This is a genomic window from Brevundimonas sp. BH3 (assembly GCF_045345115.1).
Taxonomy (GTDB): domain Bacteria; phylum Pseudomonadota; class Alphaproteobacteria; order Caulobacterales; family Caulobacteraceae; genus Brevundimonas.
The window spans coordinates 170,550-190,451 of record NZ_CP150796.1; the positions used below are offsets into that span (position 1 = coordinate 170,550).

At 59.2% G+C, this 19,902-nt stretch carries 22 protein-coding genes; 12 read left to right on the top strand and 10 right to left on the bottom strand.

The features are described 5' to 3' along the window. Position 1: 1 nt before the first annotated feature. The 4 genes from WEU32_RS00765 to timA form a co-directional block, all read right to left on the bottom strand. Positions 2-367: a hypothetical protein gene (locus WEU32_RS00765; RefSeq protein WP_406852525.1), complete on the bottom strand. Its 366-nt coding sequence runs from the start codon at positions 365-367 to the stop codon at positions 2-4. Positions 368-472: 105 nt separating this feature from the next. Next, entirely contained in the window at positions 473-1,426 is a 954-nt protein-coding gene (locus tag WEU32_RS00770; RefSeq protein WP_406852526.1) for a hypothetical protein, read from the bottom strand. A gap of 91 nt (positions 1,427-1,517) precedes the next feature. Next, a complete protein-coding gene (locus tag WEU32_RS00775; protein WP_406852527.1) occupies positions 1,518-2,657 on the bottom strand; it encodes a murein transglycosylase A in 1,140 nt (379 codons plus the stop codon). After that, on the bottom strand, positions 2,657-3,304 hold the full coding sequence (gene timA, locus WEU32_RS00780) for a TIM44-related membrane protein TimA (protein WP_406852528.1): 648 nt from the start codon (positions 3,302-3,304) through the stop codon (positions 2,657-2,659). Before timA ends, WEU32_RS00775 begins: the two co-directional genes overlap by 1 nt. A 269-nt stretch (positions 3,305-3,573) precedes the next feature. Between timA and secB the strand changes: the two genes are divergently transcribed. After that, the gene (gene secB, locus WEU32_RS00785) at positions 3,574-4,098 is read left to right on the top strand and encodes a protein-export chaperone SecB (RefSeq protein ID WP_167175659.1); all 525 of its coding nucleotides are present in this window, start codon (positions 3,574-3,576) and stop codon (positions 4,096-4,098) included. A gap of 60 nt (positions 4,099-4,158) precedes the next feature. Here secB and dnaQ read toward each other — a convergent pair whose 3' ends face one another. From dnaQ to WEU32_RS00810, 5 genes are read right to left on the bottom strand one after another with little or no spacing between them, the layout of a single operon-like run. Next, a complete protein-coding gene (dnaQ, locus tag WEU32_RS00790; RefSeq protein ID WP_312138715.1) occupies positions 4,159-4,884 on the bottom strand; it encodes a DNA polymerase III subunit epsilon in 726 nt (241 codons plus the stop codon). Between the two features lie 5 nt (positions 4,885-4,889). After that, on the bottom strand, positions 4,890-5,510 hold the full coding sequence (gene coaE, locus WEU32_RS00795) for a dephospho-CoA kinase (RefSeq protein WP_406852529.1): 621 nt from the start codon (positions 5,508-5,510) through the stop codon (positions 4,890-4,892). Beyond that, entirely contained in the window at positions 5,507-6,331 is an 825-nt protein-coding gene (gene aroE / locus WEU32_RS00800) for a shikimate dehydrogenase (protein WP_406852530.1), read from the bottom strand. Before aroE ends, coaE begins: the two co-directional genes overlap by 4 nt. Then, complete coding sequence (locus WEU32_RS00805) at positions 6,328-6,918, bottom strand: Maf family protein (RefSeq protein ID WP_406852531.1); 591 nt, start codon at positions 6,916-6,918, stop codon at positions 6,328-6,330. The genes aroE and WEU32_RS00805 overlap by 4 nt, the downstream gene beginning before the upstream one ends. After that, a complete protein-coding gene (locus tag WEU32_RS00810; RefSeq protein ID WP_312814793.1) occupies positions 6,915-7,784 on the bottom strand; it encodes a pyruvate, water dikinase regulatory protein in 870 nt (289 codons plus the stop codon). Before WEU32_RS00810 ends, WEU32_RS00805 begins: the two co-directional genes overlap by 4 nt. 511 nt (positions 7,785-8,295) lie before the next feature. Between WEU32_RS00810 and hemE the strand changes: the two genes are divergently transcribed. The 11 genes from hemE to WEU32_RS00865 all read left to right on the top strand — a co-directional run bounded on the left by hemE (position 8,296) and on the right by WEU32_RS00865 (position 18,843). Continuing rightward, positions 8,296-9,330: a uroporphyrinogen decarboxylase gene (gene hemE, locus WEU32_RS00815; RefSeq protein ID WP_406852532.1), complete on the top strand. Its 1,035-nt coding sequence runs from the start codon at positions 8,296-8,298 to the stop codon at positions 9,328-9,330. A 3-nt stretch (positions 9,331-9,333) separates the two neighbouring features. Then, positions 9,334-10,410, top strand: coding sequence for a ferrochelatase (hemH, locus tag WEU32_RS00820; protein WP_406852533.1), 1,077 nt, complete (start codon positions 9,334-9,336; stop codon positions 10,408-10,410). A gap of 10 nt (positions 10,411-10,420) precedes the next feature. After that, entirely contained in the window at positions 10,421-10,888 is a 468-nt protein-coding gene (locus WEU32_RS00825; RefSeq protein ID WP_312138727.1) for a CopD family protein, read from the top strand. Between the two features lie 233 nt (positions 10,889-11,121). Beyond that, positions 11,122-12,597 (top strand): transcription termination factor Rho, encoded by a 1,476-nt coding sequence (rho, locus tag WEU32_RS00830; protein WP_312138728.1) that lies wholly within the window; start codon positions 11,122-11,124, stop codon positions 12,595-12,597. 65 nt (positions 12,598-12,662) lie between these two features. Then, a complete protein-coding gene (locus tag WEU32_RS00835; RefSeq protein ID WP_167175632.1) occupies positions 12,663-12,902 on the top strand; it encodes a DUF6489 family protein in 240 nt (79 codons plus the stop codon). Positions 12,903-12,912: 10 nt separating this feature from the next. Further along, entirely contained in the window at positions 12,913-14,226 is a 1,314-nt protein-coding gene (gene mnmE, locus WEU32_RS00840; RefSeq protein WP_406852534.1) for a tRNA uridine-5-carboxymethylaminomethyl(34) synthesis GTPase MnmE, read from the top strand. A gap of 49 nt (positions 14,227-14,275) precedes the next feature. Then, positions 14,276-16,189: a tRNA uridine-5-carboxymethylaminomethyl(34) synthesis enzyme MnmG gene (gene mnmG / locus WEU32_RS00845; protein ID WP_406852535.1), complete on the top strand. Its 1,914-nt coding sequence runs from the start codon at positions 14,276-14,278 to the stop codon at positions 16,187-16,189. A 19-nt stretch (positions 16,190-16,208) separates the two neighbouring features. Continuing rightward, on the top strand, positions 16,209-16,829 hold the full coding sequence (gene rsmG, locus WEU32_RS00850) for a 16S rRNA (guanine(527)-N(7))-methyltransferase RsmG (RefSeq protein ID WP_406852536.1): 621 nt from the start codon (positions 16,209-16,211) through the stop codon (positions 16,827-16,829). Beyond that, entirely contained in the window at positions 16,819-17,637 is an 819-nt protein-coding gene (locus WEU32_RS00855) for a ParA family protein (RefSeq protein WP_167175620.1), read from the top strand. Before rsmG ends, WEU32_RS00855 begins: the two co-directional genes overlap by 11 nt. A 59-nt stretch (positions 17,638-17,696) precedes the next feature. Further along, positions 17,697-18,584: a ParB/RepB/Spo0J family partition protein gene (locus tag WEU32_RS00860; RefSeq protein WP_406852537.1), complete on the top strand. Its 888-nt coding sequence runs from the start codon at positions 17,697-17,699 to the stop codon at positions 18,582-18,584. 67 nt (positions 18,585-18,651) lie between these two features. Continuing rightward, positions 18,652-18,843: a hypothetical protein gene (locus WEU32_RS00865; RefSeq protein ID WP_406852538.1), complete on the top strand. Its 192-nt coding sequence runs from the start codon at positions 18,652-18,654 to the stop codon at positions 18,841-18,843. A gap of 6 nt (positions 18,844-18,849) precedes the next feature. On the opposite strand, the gene holA is transcribed toward WEU32_RS00865, so the two are convergent. Further along, positions 18,850-19,902 (bottom strand): DNA polymerase III subunit delta, encoded by a 1,053-nt coding sequence (gene holA, locus WEU32_RS00870; protein WP_406852539.1) that lies wholly within the window; start codon positions 19,900-19,902, stop codon positions 18,850-18,852.

The window sequence follows — 19,902 nt, forward strand, 5'->3', positions numbered from 1 at the left end:
CTCAGTAATTGACGATAAGGTTGACGAAGCCACCATGCCAGGTGGGAGCTTTCGCCTGGGTCACGATTGAATCGATGCCGGGTCCGGGCACCGAAAAGGAATAGCCTGCGGTCAGATAAACGTTTGGTGTGACAACCCGCATGTATTCAACAAAGATATCATCCGACAAATGTCTGCGTGTGACGCCGGCAATTGGATTGACGATCCCTTGATCAACCTCGACGCGGGTCGCCTGACCAAATTGGATGGGGCTAAGGCGCTTGTCGGCCAAAACCCGCGAAAACTGCACGCTCACCTTGTCCTGTGCCGTAGGCCACATGCCAAAGCCCAGATTCCATGACGAAACATTGGAGTTGATGAAAACCATCGACGACTTTGAACCCGTTGACCACGATTTCGGATTGCCCTCGTAATAAAGCGGATCAAACCGCTCCAGACGCGTCGTATCGGGATCATCACCGGAAAATATCTGCTAGCCAAAGCCCATGGACGGCTTCCAGCGATGATTGAAATCATAACCGGCCCAAGCCCTACCGCCCCAGGCACGCATGTCGATACGGTCATTATTCTGGAGCGACACCTCTGCCACCACAAAGGCTCCGGGGAGGGCGTCGGCAAAGGGACGCGCCCGCATATACAGATCGACAAAAGTCAAACCGTCGCGGCCATTCTCCAGAATAGATGGCACCCCGATCCCGCCAGGTGCGGCGACGGGATAGGGTGCACGCGATTCCAGCACCTTGCCGATCGTCGCCCCGTAATGGGTCATTGGATCAGGGTTATAACGCAGGTCAAAACCGGCTATGGTCGTACCATTGTCATTATCGGGCGCGCTGTTGGGATCAAGATAAAAGGCGGTACCCGAAACATCGCCGCGCTTGGCCCGCGCCAGAACGGCCATGGCCCATGCCTTACGTGGTCCCAGTTTCAAAGCCCCGCGAGAAAAGCCGTTCGAGCCGCCATTGGACAGATGCATGCCCGTGCCCGCTTCAAATTCCTGAGAGCCCGCCGAAAGATCGAAATCAAAGCCCCCCTGACTGAAGCGTACGCCCGCATAGGCTTCTTCCAGCGTCACCCGACCGGTATCGCCCGCCCCAAAGGCATCGTCACCTGCCGTCCATGACCCGACGACCGACAAGCCCCCATACAGGGTCGCTCCACTATCTGTGGTTCTTTGATAACTCAGCCCCGGTTTCACATAGGCTTCCAGCCATTCGGTATCAGAGGTGAAGTCTTCGGCCTGCGCTACAGTTTCTGCAAAACGCCAAAACAGGTTGCGTTCGACCACCGCGTTTACGCCGCCCTGAAAGCGGAGTTTCACGCCTTCCTCGTCTGTCGTCTCGGCAACCTGCGCGTGCGCTAGTCCTGAAAATACAAGACTGAAGGCACCGACGACACCTGCTGGGACATGGCGTAATCTGAACATGGCACAATCCTCAACATCGAGGACCACGGATCGTGGCTATCTAGAGTAGCACTGATATTTTAACAGTAATAGTGCTGCAAAAACCGACCAATCAATACCGTGGGATCAGCCGCCACATACGCAAGGGGTGGCGCACAGCCCCTGCCTCGCGCCCGGCCGCATCGCCGGTGCCTATATAAAGATCCGCCCGTACAGGCCCGCGAATGGCCGATCCGGTATCTAGTGCCATTACCAGCCCGCGATAGCTGGCCAATGCCCCCACCAGGTTGCCGCCATCAGCCTCGATCCAGACCGCCTCTCCATAGGTCCAGTGAGAAGGGTCAACCGCAATCGAACGCCGCGCCGGAAGCGGAATTGCAGCTGCCCCGACCGCTTCGCGTCCGTTATCTGGCGTCATCGTAAAAAAGATGTAGCGCGGATTGAGGTTCATCACTTCTCGCGCCTGAGGGCCACGATGGGTCGCCAACCAGTTGCGGATCGCATCGCCCGAAGTGCCGTTCTGCGGCAACAAACCCCGCTCGGCCATCGGACGGGCAATACCGACAAACCTCTGGCCATTATCGGCGGCATAGGCCGCGCGCATACGGCGACCATCAGGGAAGGTCAGGTTCCCTGATCCTTGAATTTGCAAGAAAAACAGGTCTTCGGCCCGCATCCATGCCAGGACTGTAGAACGCGCAGAGCCTGCTTCAATGGCCGCACGATCACCTACACCGGCCAGATTATCGGGACGGCTGAGAACCGGGGCATCGAACTCGGCATCCGGTGTGGATCGTGCTTGATATTCTGGTGCGAAATAGGCCGTGAGCATCCCCGCAGTGCCATCTTCCTTACGAGCCTCGACGGCGACAAACCTTTCTTCCAGAAAGGCACGCGCGTCACTGGGGCTGGGACCCGGACGCGAGTTCAAAAACTCGCGCGCAACCTGACAGGTCAGATTGACCGTGCTGCGCAAGGCCCTGCACCCCTCGCCATAGGCCCGCAATGCCGACAAGTGGTCTTCGTTGGACCAGCCCGGCAGCGCACTTAAGGCTATAGAGTAGGGTTGGGGACCACCCGTATCCGGAGGTAGAACCGGAGGCGAAGTGACAGGAGGAACTGTCTGCGGCGGATAGGGATATTGCGGCACCTTGGGGCTAGATGCACACGCCGCCACAAACAGCGTCAGTGCCGCAATAAGAATACCGGATGGAAAACGCGACACCGAACCGTCCCTGTCCACCGTGGTCATCAGGCCGTTGCGGCCTCGACGCGGGCCAGCGACCAGTTAGGGTCACTGGTGCCCAGCTTGCGTTCAAACGTCCAGACCTCGGCGGTACGGCGCTCGGTCGTTTGGCTTTCGCTTCCGTCCTGCGTCACCGTACTGCGAACCTCGGCGAGGAAGCGCACGCGGGCCTTGGCCAGATTGTCCTCGACCGTAGCCAGCTCAATATCAGCACGCGGCGGCGAAACCAGTTCCACCGCTTCGACAATACCAGCCTGTTCGCGCTGGGTGATACCCGCATCGAACGAGGTCATCACCTTATCCGTCAGCAAAGGCCGCAGGGCCTCGCGCTCCCCACGCGCATAGGCGCGAACAATGGTTTCATACGCCTGACGGGCACCTTCGACAAAACGAGCCGGATCGAAGGCCGGATCCCGTTCTTTTAGGCCCGAGATCGCCGCCGCCAGAGCAGGGTCCATAACCGGTCCCTGCTGGGCCTTGGCATCGACGGTCTTGGGTAGACCGGGAGCTAAAATCGCTGCCTTGGCCGATTTTGCCTTATGGGCATTATCTTCAGGCTGGCGGCCAACCTTCTTGCCCAGCACATTGTAGAGCTGGAACAGCAGCACGGCTGCGATCACAGCGAAGAACACAATAGAGAAGGTCTGGGACACGGGTATTCCTTGGGGTAATCAGCGCCTTACCGCGTTGGAGACTGTATCACTGCAAAAGGTTTACACCCCTGCAATGCCCGCAGTCCCTTCACGGACAGGCCATCTTTAATATAGTGATTAGGGGGCGATCCTGTCCGGCGCAAGGCAAAGGCCCCCATAGAAGCCCCTCCAAACATTGCGACCGATAGCCTCAACGTGCTACCGCCGCGCCTCATACCTGCCTCAATCGGGGCATTTCGCAGCATACTTTTCAAAGACGGCCTTTCGAAATGACTGACGCTACGCCGCCCGCCGACACCAACGGCCAAAACCCTCAAGCCGATCAGGCGCAGGGTCAACCGCAAGGTCCGGGCTTCCGCATCCTCACCCAATATGTCCGCGACATGTCGTTCGAAAATCCGAAGGCACCGGAAAGCCTGCGTATCGAAGGCAAACCGGCCATCGACATGGGCGTTGAAATGAATGCCGGTGGTCGTCCTGACGGCCTGTTCGAGGTGGACCTGAAGATTTCGGTCAAGGCCACCGCTGACGACAACTCGCCGGTCTTCCAGGTCGAGCTGGTTTATGGCGGTCTGTTCGCCCTGCAAGGCGTGGCCCCGCAAGACATCGAGCCGATGCTGCTGATCGAATGCCCGCGCTACCTGTTCCCGTATGCGCGCCAGATCATTTCGCAAGCAACTGCAGACGGTGGCTTCTACCCGCCGTTCAATGTCGAGCCGATCGACTTTGCCGCCATCTATATGGCCCGCCAGCAGCAGATCGCAGGCTCGCCGGCCGAAACCGGCCAAGCCTAAACGGCCTCTGCCGGACAAAAACAAACCCCGCCTTGGTGATCGAGGCGGGGTTTTTTGTATTCAGGTTTCATCCTTGGCAGGCAGTTCAATACCGTATTGCGCCCAGACAGGGTCCTTGACCCACTGGCCTAGAAACGCACGGTGTGCCTCGTCCTCGGCCGCGCTGACCTGAGAGGGCAGGGGGCGCGGGCGCGGACCATAGGTCTTGCGGCCCTTGGGAACCACAATACCGCTGGAGGTCAGGGTCTGCCCGCCCCCCAGATCAAAGCTGCGCTCCTTGCCGCCCCGCAACTCCAGATAGACCTCGGCCAGCAAGCGGGCATCGATCAAAGCGCCGTGATAGGTCCGGTCAGCCAGCGAGATTTTGTAACGCTTACATAGGGCATCCAGCGTATTGGGCTGGCCCGGAAACTTGGACTTGGCAATGGCCAGCGTATCGATCCAGCGCGGCTCACCCGTGATAGGCCTATGGGCCAGCGTCAGTTCCCAGTCGATGAAGTTGCGGTCAAAGCCGGCATTGTGCGCGATCAGGGGTGCATCTCCGACAAATTCCAGAAACTCGTCGGCCATCTTGGCAAAGATGGGCGCATCCTTGACCTTATCATCGGTAATACCGTGAACCTTGATCGCCTCCTCGGGAATCGAGCGCTCCGGATTTACAAAGCTGTGATAGGTCCGCCCCGTCGGCAACAGATCGACAATCTCGATACAACCGACTTCGATGAGGCGGTCGCCGGTCTTGGGATCAAAGCCGGTGGTTTCGGTATCAAGAACGATTTCACGCATGGGTCTTACTGCCCCATCCGGCGCGGCGATGTCCACGCCGGATCGAGGACTGTTTTCACAACCGCTTCAACCTGCTGGCGAGCCCGTTCAAGGCCTTCACCCGTATTGATGATGAAATCAGCCCGCTGGCGCTTTTCGCCGTCAGACAATTGTCGCAACAGGATGGCATCCAGTCGTTCCTGCGTCATACCCGGCCGCTTCAGGACACGCTGGGCCTGAATATCGGCCGGTGCCGACACCACCACCACCGCATCGACATGGGCATCGCCACCCGTTTCGAACAAAAGCGGAATGTCCAGAACTGTCAGCTTGGTGCCGTCCTCGCGGGCCCTGGCCAAGGCATTGGCTCGATCCATACCCACCAGAGGATGCACGATCATTTCCAGTGTTCCAAAAGCTTCGGGGTCTTGCCCCAAAGCGGCAGCCAACAAGTGCCGGTCCACGGCATCATCCACCACAGCGGTCGGGAAGGCTTCGGCAATCATGTCTACGGCTGCGCCGCCCTTGGCATAGAGGCGATGCACGGCCTCGTCCGCATTCCAGATCATCGCGCCGTTTTCGGCAAAAAAGCCAGCCGTGGTGGATTTTCCCATACCGATACTGCCGGTCAGGCCCAGAATAATCATTGTGCCTCTCCCAGATGCGCCATCAGCACGGACCGCATATCCATAACAGGTGGCTTCTGCCCATAAATGGCTTCAAAGCCTGCGCCGGCCTGACCGATCAGCATGGCCAGACCGTCTACAATCGTCAGACCCCGATCCCGTGCTGCTTGAAGGAAAGGGGTCACCAACGGACGATAGGTCATGTCCATAACCACCGCCTGAATCTTTAAACGAGACAGATCAATCTGTGGCGGCACACTGAGAGCGTTGATCACTAGATCGGCTGTCTCCAGCACGCCTTCGTCCTCGGCCACGCTCACACCAGCCCCTAAATCTGCGGCCAGATCAGCGGCCCTCTGGCGGGTGCGGTTCAAAATAGACAGCCGCGCTCCGCCTTGCAGCAAGACTCCTGCGGCGGCGCGACTGGCTCCGCCTGCCCCCAGCATCACCACATGGGCACTGTTCAACGACAGGGCAGGGGCCTGTTCAGCCAAGGCATAGAGCACACCCGCACCATCAGAACTGTCAGCCAGAACCTGACCATCATGAAACGCCAATATATTGGCCGATGATACCAGTTTCGCTGCCTTTGAAACCTTATCAGCGCTGGCAAAAGCCTGTTCTTTAAACGGCGCGGTCACATTCACACCGGCGATCAGACCCGCACGTCCAGCCGCCACCAAAGCAGCAAATCCGTCCGCATCCTTGGGCGCAAAGGCGACATAGGCCCCGTCGATACCGCCCGCTTCCAGCCACGCATTATGGATGACGGGACTTAAGCTATGGTTGACCGGCTGCCCCACCACGCCGCCCACCCTGACGGCCCCTGTAATACGGCTCATTGCGGCAAGACCCCGAAGCGGCGCAACTGCTCCAGCACCAGCCAGAGCGGCATGCCCAGTACGGTGAAATAATCACCGTCCACCTTGTCGAACAGTTGCGCGCCCATGCCTTCCAGTCGGTAGGAGCCGACACAGTGCAACAGCTCGTCGCCTTCGGTGTCGATATAGGCATTTAGGAAATCATCCGAAAAATCGCGCACTTGCATATGGGCGGTATCGGCATCGGCCCAAAGGATTTTCCCGCCCTTGGCCAGTGCCACGCCTGAATGAAGTTGATGCGGCTTGCCGCGCATATCGGCCAGACGCGCCTTGGCAGCCTCAAGACTTGGGGCCTTGGAAACCAGCCTCCCCTCAAAGGCCAGTGTCTGATCGGCCCCAAGAACTACCGCATCGGGATACTGTGCTGATACTGCAAGAGCCTTGGCCTTGGCCAACTCAATGGCCAGATCGCGAGCATCCACCCCCGGTCGTTTCAGCGCGTCTTCGTCAATACCGGCAACCTGAATGTCAAAGGCCACTCCGGCATTGGCCAGTACCTCGCGCCGGGCAGCGCTTTTGGAGGCAAGGATCAAAGGCTCTAGACTCATGCGGGGACTCCGATACGACGGTTACGACGGGCATTGACCAGATTGACTATGGCCGCAGCCGTTTCTTCTACTGAACGACGGGTGACATCGATCACCGGCCAACCACGACGCTCGAAATCGCGCCGTGCCTTGATGATCTCGGCACGCACCGCATCGTGGTCAACATAAGAGGTTTCCTGAATCTGGTTCAGGCTGTCCAACCGGTTGCGGCGGATCTGTACCAGACGGTCCGGTGAAACTGTCAGGCCCACAACCAGCGGGTTTTTCAGACGGGTCAGGCGCTCGCCATCCTCGCTGCCCGGCACCAGAGGCACATTGGCGGCGCGGATACCGCGATGGGCCAGATAGATACAGGTCGGTGTCTTGGAGGTGCGGCTGACCCCGCACAACACCACATCGGCCTCTTCAAGGTCTTCTGTCGAGCCCTGACCGTCATCATGCGAGATGGCATAATCCAGCGCACTCATACGGTTGAAATAGCCGGTATCCAGCGCGTGTTGCGCCCCGACACGCGTCGAAACATCTGCGCCCAGATAATGGGACAAGGCGCGCACCAACGGGTCCAGCGCGCCGATCTGGGGAATGCCCAGACGCTTGCAGCCCTCTTCCAGCTGTTCGCGCAGTTCAGGATTGACCACCGTATGCAGGACCAGACCGGGCGCATCGGCTACCTCGGCCAGCACATCTTCCATCTGCTTGTCGGAACGCACCAGCGCATAGATATGCTCGATCGGGATCACACGATCAAAGCGCGCCACCACGGCCTTGGCCATGGCATTCAGCGTCTCGCCGGTCGAATCCGATACCAGATGCACATGGAAATAGGTCGCCAGACGTGATGATCCGGCCGGACGGTCAGGGCTCATGACTGCTTCCTTGGCTCAATAAGCGGTTGCTTACGGTTCTAGACCCGTTCGCTAGGGGCCGACCATCCCCGCATTCTGTGGAAAAGCCGGGGCGCCAAATTCAAAACAGCGGGCGCCGAATTGGGCGCTATCGGGCACCAGCGAATTCCAAACAGAAGATCGGGCGCCAAACTTATAAACGGCGCCCCGCTCGTCAATTGGGCGCCAGTTATCTATCCCGTGCTGTGGGCAAGATTCATTGTCCAATTTGGCGCCAAGAGACTCACCCACAACGGCGCCCAGAGGAGAGCCCAATTAAACTGGGTGTTTCACGGGTTTTCCCCACAATCCACACACAGGTTTGAAGGGGCTGGAATCATTCTTGCCGCGATCAGGAAAAGATCGTCCACGGGCGGGACAACGAAAAACTGTCCACGTCGTCCCCCGCCCTAATTCAAACCTCCAATTCTTAATTCTATAATTTAGATTAGAGATTGAGGTTCGGTGGTGTGGGGGGCTAAAGCCTTGGCCTATGAGCACCCCACTTATGATCCAGGCTCTTCAGGGCCAGACGACCTCGCGTCCTCCCGTATGGTTTATGCGTCAGGCGGGCCGTCACCTTCCGGAATATCGCGAACTTCGAGCCAAGGCGCCGAACTTCATTTCGTTCTGTCTGAACCCTGAAATGGCTGCCGAAGCGACGATGCAGCCGATGCGTCGTTACGGTTTTGATGCGGCGATCATCTTTGCCGACATCCTGTTGATCCCCGGCGCGCTGGGTCAGGATGTGTGGTTTGAAGCCGGTGAGGGTCCCCGACTGGGTGCATTGCCTTCAATAGAGGAAATGCTTGAAAAAGCCCCCCATGCCGGAGAAGCCCTGAAAGCGGTCGGACAGAGCCTGTCCTTGGTCCGTACACAGTTGGACCCATCAAAGACCCTGATCGGCTTTGCAGGGGCTCCCTGGACCGTTGCAACCTATATGCTGGATGGCGAGGCCCGAACGGTTGGCAAGGGTGAACGCGCCGCTGCGCGTGCCTATGCCTATGCCGATCCGCAAAAAGTTCAGGCGCTTCTGGATGTGCTGGTCGAAAGCACGGCGCATTATCTGAAAATGCAGCAGGATGCGGGCGCCATGGTGCTCAAGATTTTCGAGAGCTGGGCCGAGGGTCTACCCGACGATCTCTTCGAAACACTGGTTCTTTGTCCGCACCAGAAACTGGTGGCCCGTGCCCGTGAACTGGGCGTGACCGTACCGATCATGGGCTTCCCGCGGGGTTCGGCAGCTCTGGCCGAGCATTATGCGCGTGAGTGCGATGTGAATGCGGTGGCACTGGATACGGCCTGCCCGCTGGAAGTCGGCGCGCGTGTTCAAAAGATCAAACCTATTCAAGGTGCGCTTGATCCGATGCTGTTGCGTGTGGGGGGCGAACAACTGGATCGCCGCGTGGACCAGTTGTTGCAAGCGTGGGGCAATGGTCCGTGGGTGTTCAATCTCGGGCATGGGGTAACGCCCGATGTGCCGATCGCCCATGTCGAGCAGGTTCTGAAACGTATCGGAGCGCAATAAGCCATGTCGGTCACACCCCTAAAATCGGGCTCTGGTCGCCGTATTGCGGTGGTATTGACCAATCTGGGCGGACCGGATGGTCCAGATTCCGTAAAGCCGTTTCTTTTCAACCTGTTCAATGATCCGGCCATTATAGGTCTGCCGGGTCTTTTCAGGACACCTCTGGCTAAGTTGATCTCCTCACGCCGTGAAAAACCGGCGCAGGAGAACTATGCCCTGATGGGAGGTGGATCGCCGCTTCTACCTGAAACGCGTAAACAGGCGCAGGCTCTTGAACTGTTGCTGAACGGTCGAATGCCGCATGATGAAACACGCGTGTTTATCGCCATGCGCTATTGGCATCCGATGACAGATGAAACGGCACGTGCCGTTGAAGCTTTCCGGCCCGACGAAGTGGTGTTTCTGCCGCTCTATCCGCAATATTCGACCACGACGACGGCGTCGTCGCTGAAACTGTGGCGACAGACCTATAAGGGTTCGGGCCGTTTGAGCGTGGTATGTTGCTATCCGCAAGCCGAAGGTTTCATTGCCGCGCAGGCCCGGGTGATTGGCAAAGCCTTGCAAGAGGCCGATGGTAAGCCGGTTCGTGTTCTATTTTCGGCCCACGGTATCCCGTCCAAACTGGTCAAACAGGGCGACCCCTATCAGGCCCAGATCGAAGCCACGGTGGCCGCTGTGGTCGAACGGATGGGGCTGAGTGACTGGGCGATCTGTTATCAGTCCAAGGTTGGCCCAATGGAGTGGCTGGGACCGGCAACGCCGGATGCGATCAAACAAGCCGCAGCCGATGGAGTGGGCGCGGTTGTGGTGCCTATTGCCTTTGTTTCGGAACATATCGAGACCCTGGTTGAACTGGACATCGAATATGGCGAGCTGGCACACGAAGTCGGTTGCAGCCCGTATTTGCGTGCACCGGCTGTCGGGATTGATGCAGACTTCATCGGGGCGCTGGCCGACGAAACTGTGAAGGCTCTACAAGGCCAGCAGGGACCGCGTTGCGGAAATGGCAGTTGTGCTTGTGATAACCGGTTTGCAAAGCTGGAAACGACGGGAACGGACAACGCGGCCAGTCTGGCCTAGGGAATAAACAATGAACGCTTATGATCTGGCCCGTGGTCTACACATTCTGGCGGTAATCGCATGGATGAGCGGTATGCTTTATCTGCCGCGCCTGTATGCCTATGACGCCGAGCAAAATGACAAGCCCGAGCCGCTGCGTTCGGAAATGCAGGGCTTGTTGCGCCTGTGGCAGACGCGCCTTTTACGCATCATCATCAATCCGTCGATGATCCTGGCCTTTGTGCTAGGCCTGTGGCTGTTCTGGCTGCGTTCGGGCAATGGTGCAGATTGGTCGTTCGCCCATCAGCCGTGGATGGTCGTCAAGCTTCTGGGCGTGATTGCCCTGTTTGGCTGGCATGGTTTTCTGGCTAAAAGCCGCAAGAAGATCGCCAATGGCACCTCGACCCGTTCCAGCAAGTTCTGGCGCATGAGCAATGAAGTGCCGTTCCTGATCGCCATTGTCATGGTTTTGTCCGTGACCATGGAGTGGGGCGCTTAAGCTTTGAGCGTGATTGTAACGGCGGTGCCTCTTGACCCGCACCGTCTTTCCGTGGTTTCGCTTGTTTGAACCGTGGGGCCGGACTGGCTGTGCGGTGCCTCTCTTTCGGTGACGCCTGCCGGTTTGAAGCTGCGGGACCTCGTCATCTTCCCTTCGGCCTTACGGCCATCCATTGCCGAGATTTACCGCCCTGTGCGCCTTATGGCTGTGCAGGGTGAGCACGAGCCCGCATCATGTCCGATACGCCTGAAAACGAAGTCACTGAAAACGCACCGGAAAATACTTCCGAGCGTCCGCGTCGCACCCTGACCCTCGGTGGGTCCAAGGCTGCACCGGTTGAGGCTGAACAGCCCGCAGAAGATGAAGTGATCCAGAACGATTACAGCGGCATCGACACCTCGGCGGAGGAAGACGAGGACGATGATGGTGAGCCGATCGTTCCCAATGGTCGTATCACGCTTCAGGAACTGAACGAAAAGACGCCGGAAGATCTGGTCGCCTTTGCCGAAGGTCTGGACATCGAAAACGCCGGCAACCTGCGCAAGCAGGACCTGCTGTTTGCGATCCTGAAGACCCTCGCTGACGAAGAGGTCGAGATCATCGCCTCGGGCGTTCTGGAAATCCTGCCGGACGGTTTCGGCTTCCTGCGCAGCCCTGACGCCAACTATCTTCCGGGTCCGGACGATATCTATGTTTCGCCGTCGCAGATCCGCCGTTTCGGCTTGCGCTCGGGCGATACTGTTCACGGTGCTGTGCGTGGCCCGCGCGAGGGCGAGCGTTATTTTGCTCTGCTCAAGGTCGACACGATCAATTTCGAAGACCCCGAAACGGTCAAGACCAAGGTTCTGTTCGACAACCTGACGCCGCTCTATCCGGAAGAGCGTCTGCATATGGAAATCCAGGACCCGACGCTGAAAGATCGCTCGGGCCGTGTAATCGACATCGTTGCACCGCTGGGCAAGGGGCAGCGCTGCCTGATCGTGGCACCGCCGCGCGTCGGTAAAACGGTGATGCTGCAGAACATCGCCAAGTCGATTGAAAAAAACCATCCGGAAGTTTTCCTGATTGTTCTGCTGATCGACGAGCGTCCGGAAGAAGTGACCGACATGCAGCGTACCGTGAAGGGCGAGGTTGTGGCCTCGACCTTCGACGAGCCGGCATCGCGTCACGTTGCTGTGGCTGAAATGGTCATCGAAAAGGCCAAGCGTCTGGTCGAGCATAAGAAGGATGTTGTGATCCTGCTGGACTCGATCACCCGTCTGGGCCGTGCCTATAACGCCACGGTTCCGTCGTCGGGCAAGGTGCTGACCGGTGGTGTGGACGCCAACGCCCTGCAACGTCCGAAGCGCTTCTTCGGTGCTGCCCGTAACGTGGAGCAGGGTGGTTCGCTGACCATCATCGCCACCGCTCTGATCGACACCGGCTCGCGCATGGACGAAGTGATCTTCGAAGAATTCAAGGGCACCGGTAACTCGGAAATCGTGCTGGACCGCAAGGTCGCCGACAAGCGCATCTTCCCGGCCATCGACGTGCTCAAGTCGGGTACCCGTAAGGAAGACCTCATCACGCCGAAGGATCAATTGGCCAAGACCTATGTCCTGCGCCGTATCCTCAACCCGATGGGTCCGCAGGATGCCATCGAGTTCCTGCTCGACAAGCTGCGCCAGTCCAAGAACAATGGCGACTTCTTCCAGTCGATGAATACCTGAGTAAGCTTTGCAGTAACACCTAGGCATACCCGTGGTGTTTCACGTGAAACAATGGAGCCCGTGCGATGAAGGTCAATATCGAGATTGATTGCACTCCGGCCGAGGCCCGCGCCTTTCTGGGCTTGCCGGATGTGGCTCCGTTGAACGAACTGCTGGTGCAGGAAATGCAAAAACGCATGGCGGAAAACATGACCGCCATGCAGCCCGATGAACTGATGAAGTCCTGGACGTCTTTCGGCGTTCAGGCTCAGGACCAGTTCCGCCGCCTGATGGAAGCGGCCGTTTCGGGCCAGACCAAGGGCTAGGCTCGCTTAAATGACCGACACGATTTTTGCACTTGCGACACCTGTGGGTCGCGGGGCGGTGGCCATTATCCGCATCTCCGGCCCGGACACAGCCCAGGTGCTGGAGCGCATCGGGGCAGGGGGCGTCAAGCCGCGTCTGGCCTCGGTTCGCAATATCAAGCATGAAGGTCGGCTGGTCGATCAGGCCCTGATCCTGCGCTTTGTCGGCCCCAACTCCTATACGGGTGAGGACAGCGCAGAACTGCATCTGCATGGGGGACGTGCAGTGATCGAGGCGGCCAGTTTGGCGTTGATCGACCATGGTCTACGCCCTGCCGAAGCGGGTGAATTTACCCGTCGAGCCTTCCAGAATGGCCGTATGGACTTGGCGCAGGCCGAGGCCGTGGCCGACCTGATTGACGCCGAAACCGAGGCCCAGAAAGCGCAGGCTCTTGGCCAGTTGGATGGGGCGCTATCGCAAACCTATGCCGGTTTCCGCCGCGATCTTCTGAAGGCCCTGTCTTTGGTCGAGGCCGAAATCGACTTCCCCGATGAGGAAGTGCCCGACAATCTGGCCCGCACCGCAGGGCCGGTTCTGGACCAGTTGATGGCCGATTTGAATGCAGCACTGGCCGATTCCGACCGCGGACGCCGCGTGCGCGAGGGCTATCGCATCGTCCTGATTGGCGAGACCAATGCGGGCAAGTCCTCGCTGTTCAATGCTCTGACCGCGCGCGAAGCGGCGATTGTGACCCCTATTGCAGGGACAACCCGCGATGTTCTGGACGCCGATATTATGATCGGCGGCTATGCGGTGACACTGTCCGATACGGCGGGCCTGCGCGACAGTGACGATGTGGTCGAGGCCGAAGGCATCCGCCGTGCACGCGCGCGTGCCGAGGGTGCTGATCTACGTTTATGGGTGCGCTCACCATCGGAAACCGCCATCGATGATCCCGCGGCGCAGTTTGCCAAAGCTGACGATCTTCAGGTGCTCAATAAAGCTGATCTTGGTGCGTTGGCTCCGGTTGAAGGCATGCAGCATCTGGCGGTCAGTACGCAAAACGGGCAGGGGCTATCGGAACTGCATGACTGGATTGCTGCGCGATTGGCGCGTGATCTGTCGGGTGCAGACTTCCCTGCGGTAACCCGCGAACGTCATCGCCGCCGTCTGGTCGAGGCTCTGTCTGCCGTCGAAGCGGGTCGTCGTGCACTGGATATTGCGCCCGAAATGGCCGGTGATGATTTGCGTCGTGCAGCCGACAGTCTGTCGCGTGTGACGGGGGCTATTGGTGTCGAGGACATTCTGGGAGAGGTCTTTTCCAGCTTCTGCATCGGTAAATAGCCGTTTCACGTGAAACCGTGATCCTTGTGGCATAGAGATTTGATGCCGGATGCATTATGTGTCCGGCATGAGCTTTACCCCGGATCATACCTTCGACGTTGTTGTCATTGGCGGCGGCCACGCCGGTTGCGAGGCCGCGACGGCTTCGGCGCGCTTTGGTGCACGCACCTTGTTGCTCAGCCAGAAGCTGGAAACCATCGGCGAGATGAGCTGCAATCCGGCTATTGGCGGCTTGGGTAAGGGGCATCTTGTGCGCGAGATCGACGCGCTGGATGGTGTGATGGGTTGTCTGGCCGATGTTACGGGCATCCAGTTTCGTCTTCTGAACCGCTCCAAGGGGGCCGCTGTGCGCGGCCCGCGTAGCCAGATTGACCGTAAGCTTTACCGTGAGGCCATGCAGGCCGAACTGGCCCACTATCCAAACCTGACCCAGATGGCCGGTACGGCCGAGGGTCTGATCATGGATGGCGAGCGCGTGATCGGCGTCACGACCGCCAGCGGTGAAACCATCAGGGCAGGGGCTGTGGTTCTAACGACCGGCACTTTCCTCAACGGTGTCATACATCGCGGCGATCTGCGTATTCCGGCGGGCCGTTATGGTGAAGATCCGTCTACGGGTCTGGCCGCCGATCTGCATGCTGCCGACCTGATGATGGGCCGGCTGAAGACTGGCACGCCCGCGCGTCTGGATGGCCGCACCATTGCGTGGGAGCGTCTGGAGATGCAGGCGGCGGACGAGCAGCCCGTGCCGTTCAGCTTCCTGACCGACAAGATCGAGGTGCCCCAGATCGCATGTGGTGTGACCCATACGACCGAGGAAACCCATCGCATCATTGCTGAAAATCTTGGTGAGAGTGCTGTTTACGGAGGGCACCTGTCGGGTCGCGGTCCGCGCTATTGCCCGTCGATCGAGGACAAGGTTGTCCGCTTTGCCGACAAGACCAGCCATCAGGTTTTCCTGGAGCCGGAAGGTCTGGATGACCCGACCGTCTATCCGAACGGTATTTCGACCTCGGTTTCGGATGCCACCCAGATGGCCTTCTTGCGCACCATGCCGGGGCTGGAAAATGTCGAGGTGTTCCGCTTCGGCTATGCCATCGAATATGACTATGTCGATCCGCGTGAACTGACCCCTGCGCTGGAAGTTAAAAAACGCCCCAACCTCTATCTGGCGGGCCAGATCAACGGCACGACCGGATATGAAGAAGCGGGGGCGCAAGGCCTCGTGGCGGGCTTGAATGCGGCACGTAAAGCAGCAGGTAATGACCCGGTCATCTTCGGTCGCGACCAAGCCTATATTGGCGTCATGATCGACGATCTGGTCACGCGCGGGGTAACCGAACCCTACCGCATGTTCACCAGCCGCGCCGAATATCGCCTGACCCTGCGTGCCGATAATGCCGATATCCGCCTGACACCGTTGGGAATTAAGGCCGGTATCGTCGGCTCGGATCGCGAGAAGGTATGGCTGGACAAGGCAGACCGGTTATACTCGGCTAACACTGTTTCACGTGAAACACGCTTCACACCCAAGGAAGCGGGCGCGTTGGGCATTCAGGTCAATGCTGACGGCCAGCGCCGTTCGATCCGTGATCTGCTATCCTTCCCGACAGTGACGCTTGAGCATTTCGTCTCTGTGAAGCCGGAGATCGCTGACTGGCCCGCCGATGTGCGTGAGCAGGTCGAGATCGACGCCGTCTATGCAGGCTATCTGGACCGTCAGGCTCAGGACGCCGAGGCGCTTCGTCGCGAGGAGGGGCTAAGCCTGCCTGCTGACCTCGACTATGCCGCCATTGGTGCCCTGTCCAACGAAGTGCGTGAAAAGCTGTCCATGGTGCGTCCACTGACATTGGGGCAGGCGGGCCGTATCGAGGGCATGACGCCCGGTGCCCTGACCGCGCTTTTGGCGCACGTGAAAAAGATCAAATCGGTCGAAACCGATCTGGCCACTGTCGTCGCCTGATCGCGACACCGGAGTATTTATGTCTGATCCTATTGCGGACTTCCGCGCCAAGAGCGGTGCGAGCGACCAAAATATTACTGATCTGAAAGTCTTTCTGGATATGCTGACCGAGACGAACGCGGTGATGAACCTCGTGGGTCCCGACAGCCTGCCGGACTTCTGGAACCGCCATGCCTGGGACAGTGCCCAACTGTTGTCGCTTGAACCGGACGCCCTGACATGGGCCGATCTGGGGGCGGGGGCAGGCTTCCCCGGTGTGGTACTGGCCATCATGCTGAAGGGCCGCGAAGGCGCGCATGTCTGGCTAATCGACAGTCTCGGAAAGCGTTGCCGCTTCCTGCAAACTGTCGTGGATGCGCTTGATCTGCCCGCCACGGTCATCAATGGCCGCGCCGAGGAACAGCAGGTCAAGGTCGAGATCGTGACGGCCCGTGCTGTCGCCGCGATGGAAAAATTACTGGGTTATGCACAGCCATACTTCCAACGTGGTGCAAAAGGCCTGTTCCTGAAGGGCGAGAAGGCCGAAGCAGAGTTGAAAGACGCGGCCGGTGTCTGGCACTTTGAAGCCGGTCTTTCGGTGTCGCGCAGTGACCCGCGCGGCCGTATCGTTTCAGTGGGGAGTTTGCGTCGTGTCCGTTAAACCGAAACCGACCCGCGTCCTTGCGGTATCGAACCAGAAGGGTGGGGTGGGTAAAACCACGACCGCCATCAATCTGGGTACTGCCCTGGCCGCCATCGGCGAAAAGGTTTTGATCGTGGATATGGACCCGCAGGGCAATGCCTCGACGGGTCTGGGTGTTCCACGTGAAACGCGCAAGATCACCATTTACGATGTCATCGTTGATGGCCGCTCGATCAATGAAACGGCGGTTGAAACGGCTGTACCGGGCCTGTTTATTGTCACGTCGGACCCCGATATGTCGGGCGTCGAGATCGAACTGAGCCAGGCGGATCGCCGCTCATATCGTCTTCGCGATGCGCTGGAAGCACAGGCCAATGGCGATGAAAAACCGTTTGACTATGTGCTGATCGACTGTCCGCCGTCACTGAACTTGCTGACGCTGAACGCGATGGCTGCGGCCGATGCGGTTCTGGTGCCGCTTCAATGCGAGTTCTTCGCGCTGGAAGGCCTGACCCAGTTGATGCGCACCATCGACATGGTGAAGCAGAATCTGAATCCGTCGCTGGAAATTCAGGGGCTGGTTCTGACCATGTATGATCGCCGCAATGCCCTGTCGGGACAGGTGGCGGCGGATGTCCGCGCCCACTTTGGCGACAAGGTGTATGAGAGCGTGATCCCGCGCAATGTGCGCGTGTCGGAGGCCCCGTCCTACGGCAAGCCCGCGCTGATTTATGATCTGAAATGTGCAGGCAGCCAGGCCTATTTGAAACTGGCGCGTGAAGTGGTGGCGCGTGAGCGTCAACGCCGTCAGGCTATTGCGGCCTGAATTGAGGTAGCCTGAAACAGGGCGACCTGAGAGTAAGAACAGAGAACGGAATACGCATCGTGTCTGAACGTCAACGCGGTCTGGGTCGGGGCCTTTCGGCCCTGCTGGGAGAAAATGCACAGGAAGCTGTGGCGCTGGATGCAGCGTTTGCGGCCCCTGCGGGCGTGAATCGCGTTCCGATCGAGAAGCTGAAGGCCAATCCGGATCAGCCGCGTAAGGTCTTCAAAAAGGAAGATCTGGACGAGCTGACGGCGTCGATCCGCGACAAGGGTGTGCTTTTGCCCATCCTCGTGCGTCCGCAACCGGGCGAGCCGGGTCACTACCAGATCATTGCCGGTGAGCGTCGCTGGCGCGCAGCGCAGGCCGCGCGGGTTATTTCGGTTCCGGTCGTTGTGCGTGAAATGGACGATGTCGAGGTGCTGGAAGTCGGCATTATCGAAAACGTCCAGCGGGCCGATCTGAACCCGATGGAAGAGGCCAATGCCTATGCCCAGCTGATGGAAAAGTTTGGCCGGACACAGGATGCTGTGGCGGGCGTTGTCGGCAAGAGCCGCTCGCACGTCGCCAATACGCTGCGTCTGTTGCAACTGCCGTCCGAAGTCCGTGAGCATGTGATCCATGGTCGCCTCAGCGCCGGTCACGCCCGTGCCCTGATTACTGCTCCGAACCCGCTGGAGCTGGCCGACGAGGTCATTTCCAAAGGCCTGAACGTGCGTCAGACCGAGGTCCTGGCGCGTCGCGCTGTCGAGGGGCCGAAGCCGGTCAAGGCCAAACCAGCCATCAATACCGAGGGCGCTGCCGATATTGCCGCTCTGGAGCAGGATTTGTCGGATGCGCTGGGCCTGAAGGTTGCGCTGGCCGATAAGGGCGGTAAGGGCGAGATCACGGTCAAATACGGCACGCTGGAACAGCTCGACGACCTGTGCCGTCGTCTGATGCGTAACTAATTGACTGAAGTCACAGTTTAAAACGTGTAACGGGCCTTTCGGGGCCCGTTATGCTATGGTGGAGCCTATGAGCACTCAAACCCCCAAGTCCAGCCTCGCCGAGAATATGAAACGCGCTCTGGAGGCCAAGAAAGCCGCAAGCGGGCAGGGGCTTGGTGTGTCTCGGGGTGTGGATGCCAAATCGCTGGAAAAACGTCTCCAACACGAAGCGGCCGCCTTGAACAAGCCCGCCTATAAGCGCATGTCGCATCGCGGGTAAGTCCGATTACAAGCCCATACGGCGGGCACGGGCGGAGATTTCCAGCAGCAGGCGCTCTGCAATCAGATGTTCGGGCATACCGGTCGTCTTGGTGGCGATGTCGGCGGTATTGATGCTGTCGAGCACCTCGTCGAGATATTCCAGACGCCAGCTGCGGGCCTGACGCAGCATTTCGGCTTCCTGTTTCCAGAACACACCTGCGGCCTTGGCGGCTTCTTTTGCGCCACTTCCTGTGGCTTGCAGGACGTTGATCTTGCGTATTTTTGCCGCGTGCATCGAGATCATGCGTACCGCCATGACCGCGCTTTCGCCCTCGGCCAGAGCGCGGCGCAGGCCCGCCTGTGCGGGACCGGCTCGCCCGCCAAACGCCTGTAGCGCGGCATCGGACAGGGAGGCATCCGGCTCTACGCCCAGATGCAGGTCCAGTTCGGCGGTGTCGATGGTCTTGCCCGATCCGGGACCGATATAGAGGATTAGCCGCTCGATTTCCTGCCGCATCAGGCCGCGCTCACGCGGCAGACGGGCGACAAAACGGTCCAGTGCGTCGGAGGTCAGCCCGACCTTGTCGGCCCCCAGCGCATCGCGGGTCATACGCGCGACATCACCCACCTCGTCCTCGTAACAGGCGATGGCGGCGGCCCCACTGGCCTTTTCGGCAGCTTTGCGAAGCGCCGACTCTCGCCCTAAGGCACCCGCTTCGATGACCAACAGGGCGTCGGGGTTATATTGCCCCTCGGCATGGGCGATAACGGCGGCGGCCAGCGCCTTGTCCGTCCCGCTTTTGGGATCGCCCAGACGCACCCGCACAAGGCGCCGGTCGCCCAGCATGGACAGCGCCGTAAGGGCTTCTTCCAGCTTGATCGGGTCGGCGTCGATATCGGTTTCGGTCAGCGAGGTGACGTTGAACGGATCGTTCAGATCGGACGTGACGGTCTTACACAGTATGACCGCGCGTTCCTGTACGCCCGAGCGGTCCTTGCCGTGCAGCAAGGCCACCCGGATATGAGGCTCGGGCGTCTTGAGAAAACGGTCAATCTCGGGCCGCTTGGACAGGATCAC

Bases quoted from the DNA above. Each gene is read 5' to 3' on its own strand.
- WEU32_RS00765 (WP_406852525.1), bottom strand. From the start codon at position 367: ATGGTTTTCATCAACTCCAATGTTTCGTCATGGAATCTGGGCTTTGGC.
- WEU32_RS00770 (WP_406852526.1), bottom strand. From the start codon at position 1,426: ATGTTCAGATTACGCCATGTCCCAGCAGGTGTCGTCGGTGCCTTCAGT.
- WEU32_RS00775 (WP_406852527.1), bottom strand. From the start codon at position 2,657: ATGACCACGGTGGACAGGGACGGTTCGGTGTCGCGTTTTCCATCCGGT.
- secB (WP_167175659.1), top strand. From the start codon at position 3,574: ATGACTGACGCTACGCCGCCCGCCGACACCAACGGCCAAAACCCTCAA.
- dnaQ (WP_312138715.1), bottom strand. From the start codon at position 4,884: ATGCGTGAAATCGTTCTTGATACCGAAACCACCGGCTTTGATCCCAAG.
- coaE (WP_406852529.1), bottom strand. From the start codon at position 5,510: ATGATTATTCTGGGCCTGACCGGCAGTATCGGTATGGGAAAATCCACC.
- aroE (WP_406852530.1), bottom strand. From the start codon at position 6,331: ATGAGCCGTATTACAGGGGCCGTCAGGGTGGGCGGCGTGGTGGGGCAG.
- WEU32_RS00805 (WP_406852531.1), bottom strand. From the start codon at position 6,918: ATGAGTCTAGAGCCTTTGATCCTTGCCTCCAAAAGCGCTGCCCGGCGC.
- WEU32_RS00810 (WP_312814793.1), bottom strand. From the start codon at position 7,784: ATGAGCCCTGACCGTCCGGCCGGATCATCACGTCTGGCGACCTATTTC.
- hemE (WP_406852532.1), top strand. From the start codon at position 8,296: ATGAGCACCCCACTTATGATCCAGGCTCTTCAGGGCCAGACGACCTCG.
- hemH (WP_406852533.1), top strand. From the start codon at position 9,334: ATGTCGGTCACACCCCTAAAATCGGGCTCTGGTCGCCGTATTGCGGTG.
- WEU32_RS00825 (WP_312138727.1), top strand. From the start codon at position 10,421: ATGAACGCTTATGATCTGGCCCGTGGTCTACACATTCTGGCGGTAATC.
- rho (WP_312138728.1), top strand. From the start codon at position 11,122: ATGTCCGATACGCCTGAAAACGAAGTCACTGAAAACGCACCGGAAAAT.
- WEU32_RS00835 (WP_167175632.1), top strand. From the start codon at position 12,663: ATGAAGGTCAATATCGAGATTGATTGCACTCCGGCCGAGGCCCGCGCC.
- mnmE (WP_406852534.1), top strand. From the start codon at position 12,913: ATGACCGACACGATTTTTGCACTTGCGACACCTGTGGGTCGCGGGGCG.
- mnmG (WP_406852535.1), top strand. From the start codon at position 14,276: ATGCATTATGTGTCCGGCATGAGCTTTACCCCGGATCATACCTTCGAC.
- rsmG (WP_406852536.1), top strand. From the start codon at position 16,209: ATGTCTGATCCTATTGCGGACTTCCGCGCCAAGAGCGGTGCGAGCGAC.
- WEU32_RS00865 (WP_406852538.1), top strand. From the start codon at position 18,652: ATGAGCACTCAAACCCCCAAGTCCAGCCTCGCCGAGAATATGAAACGC.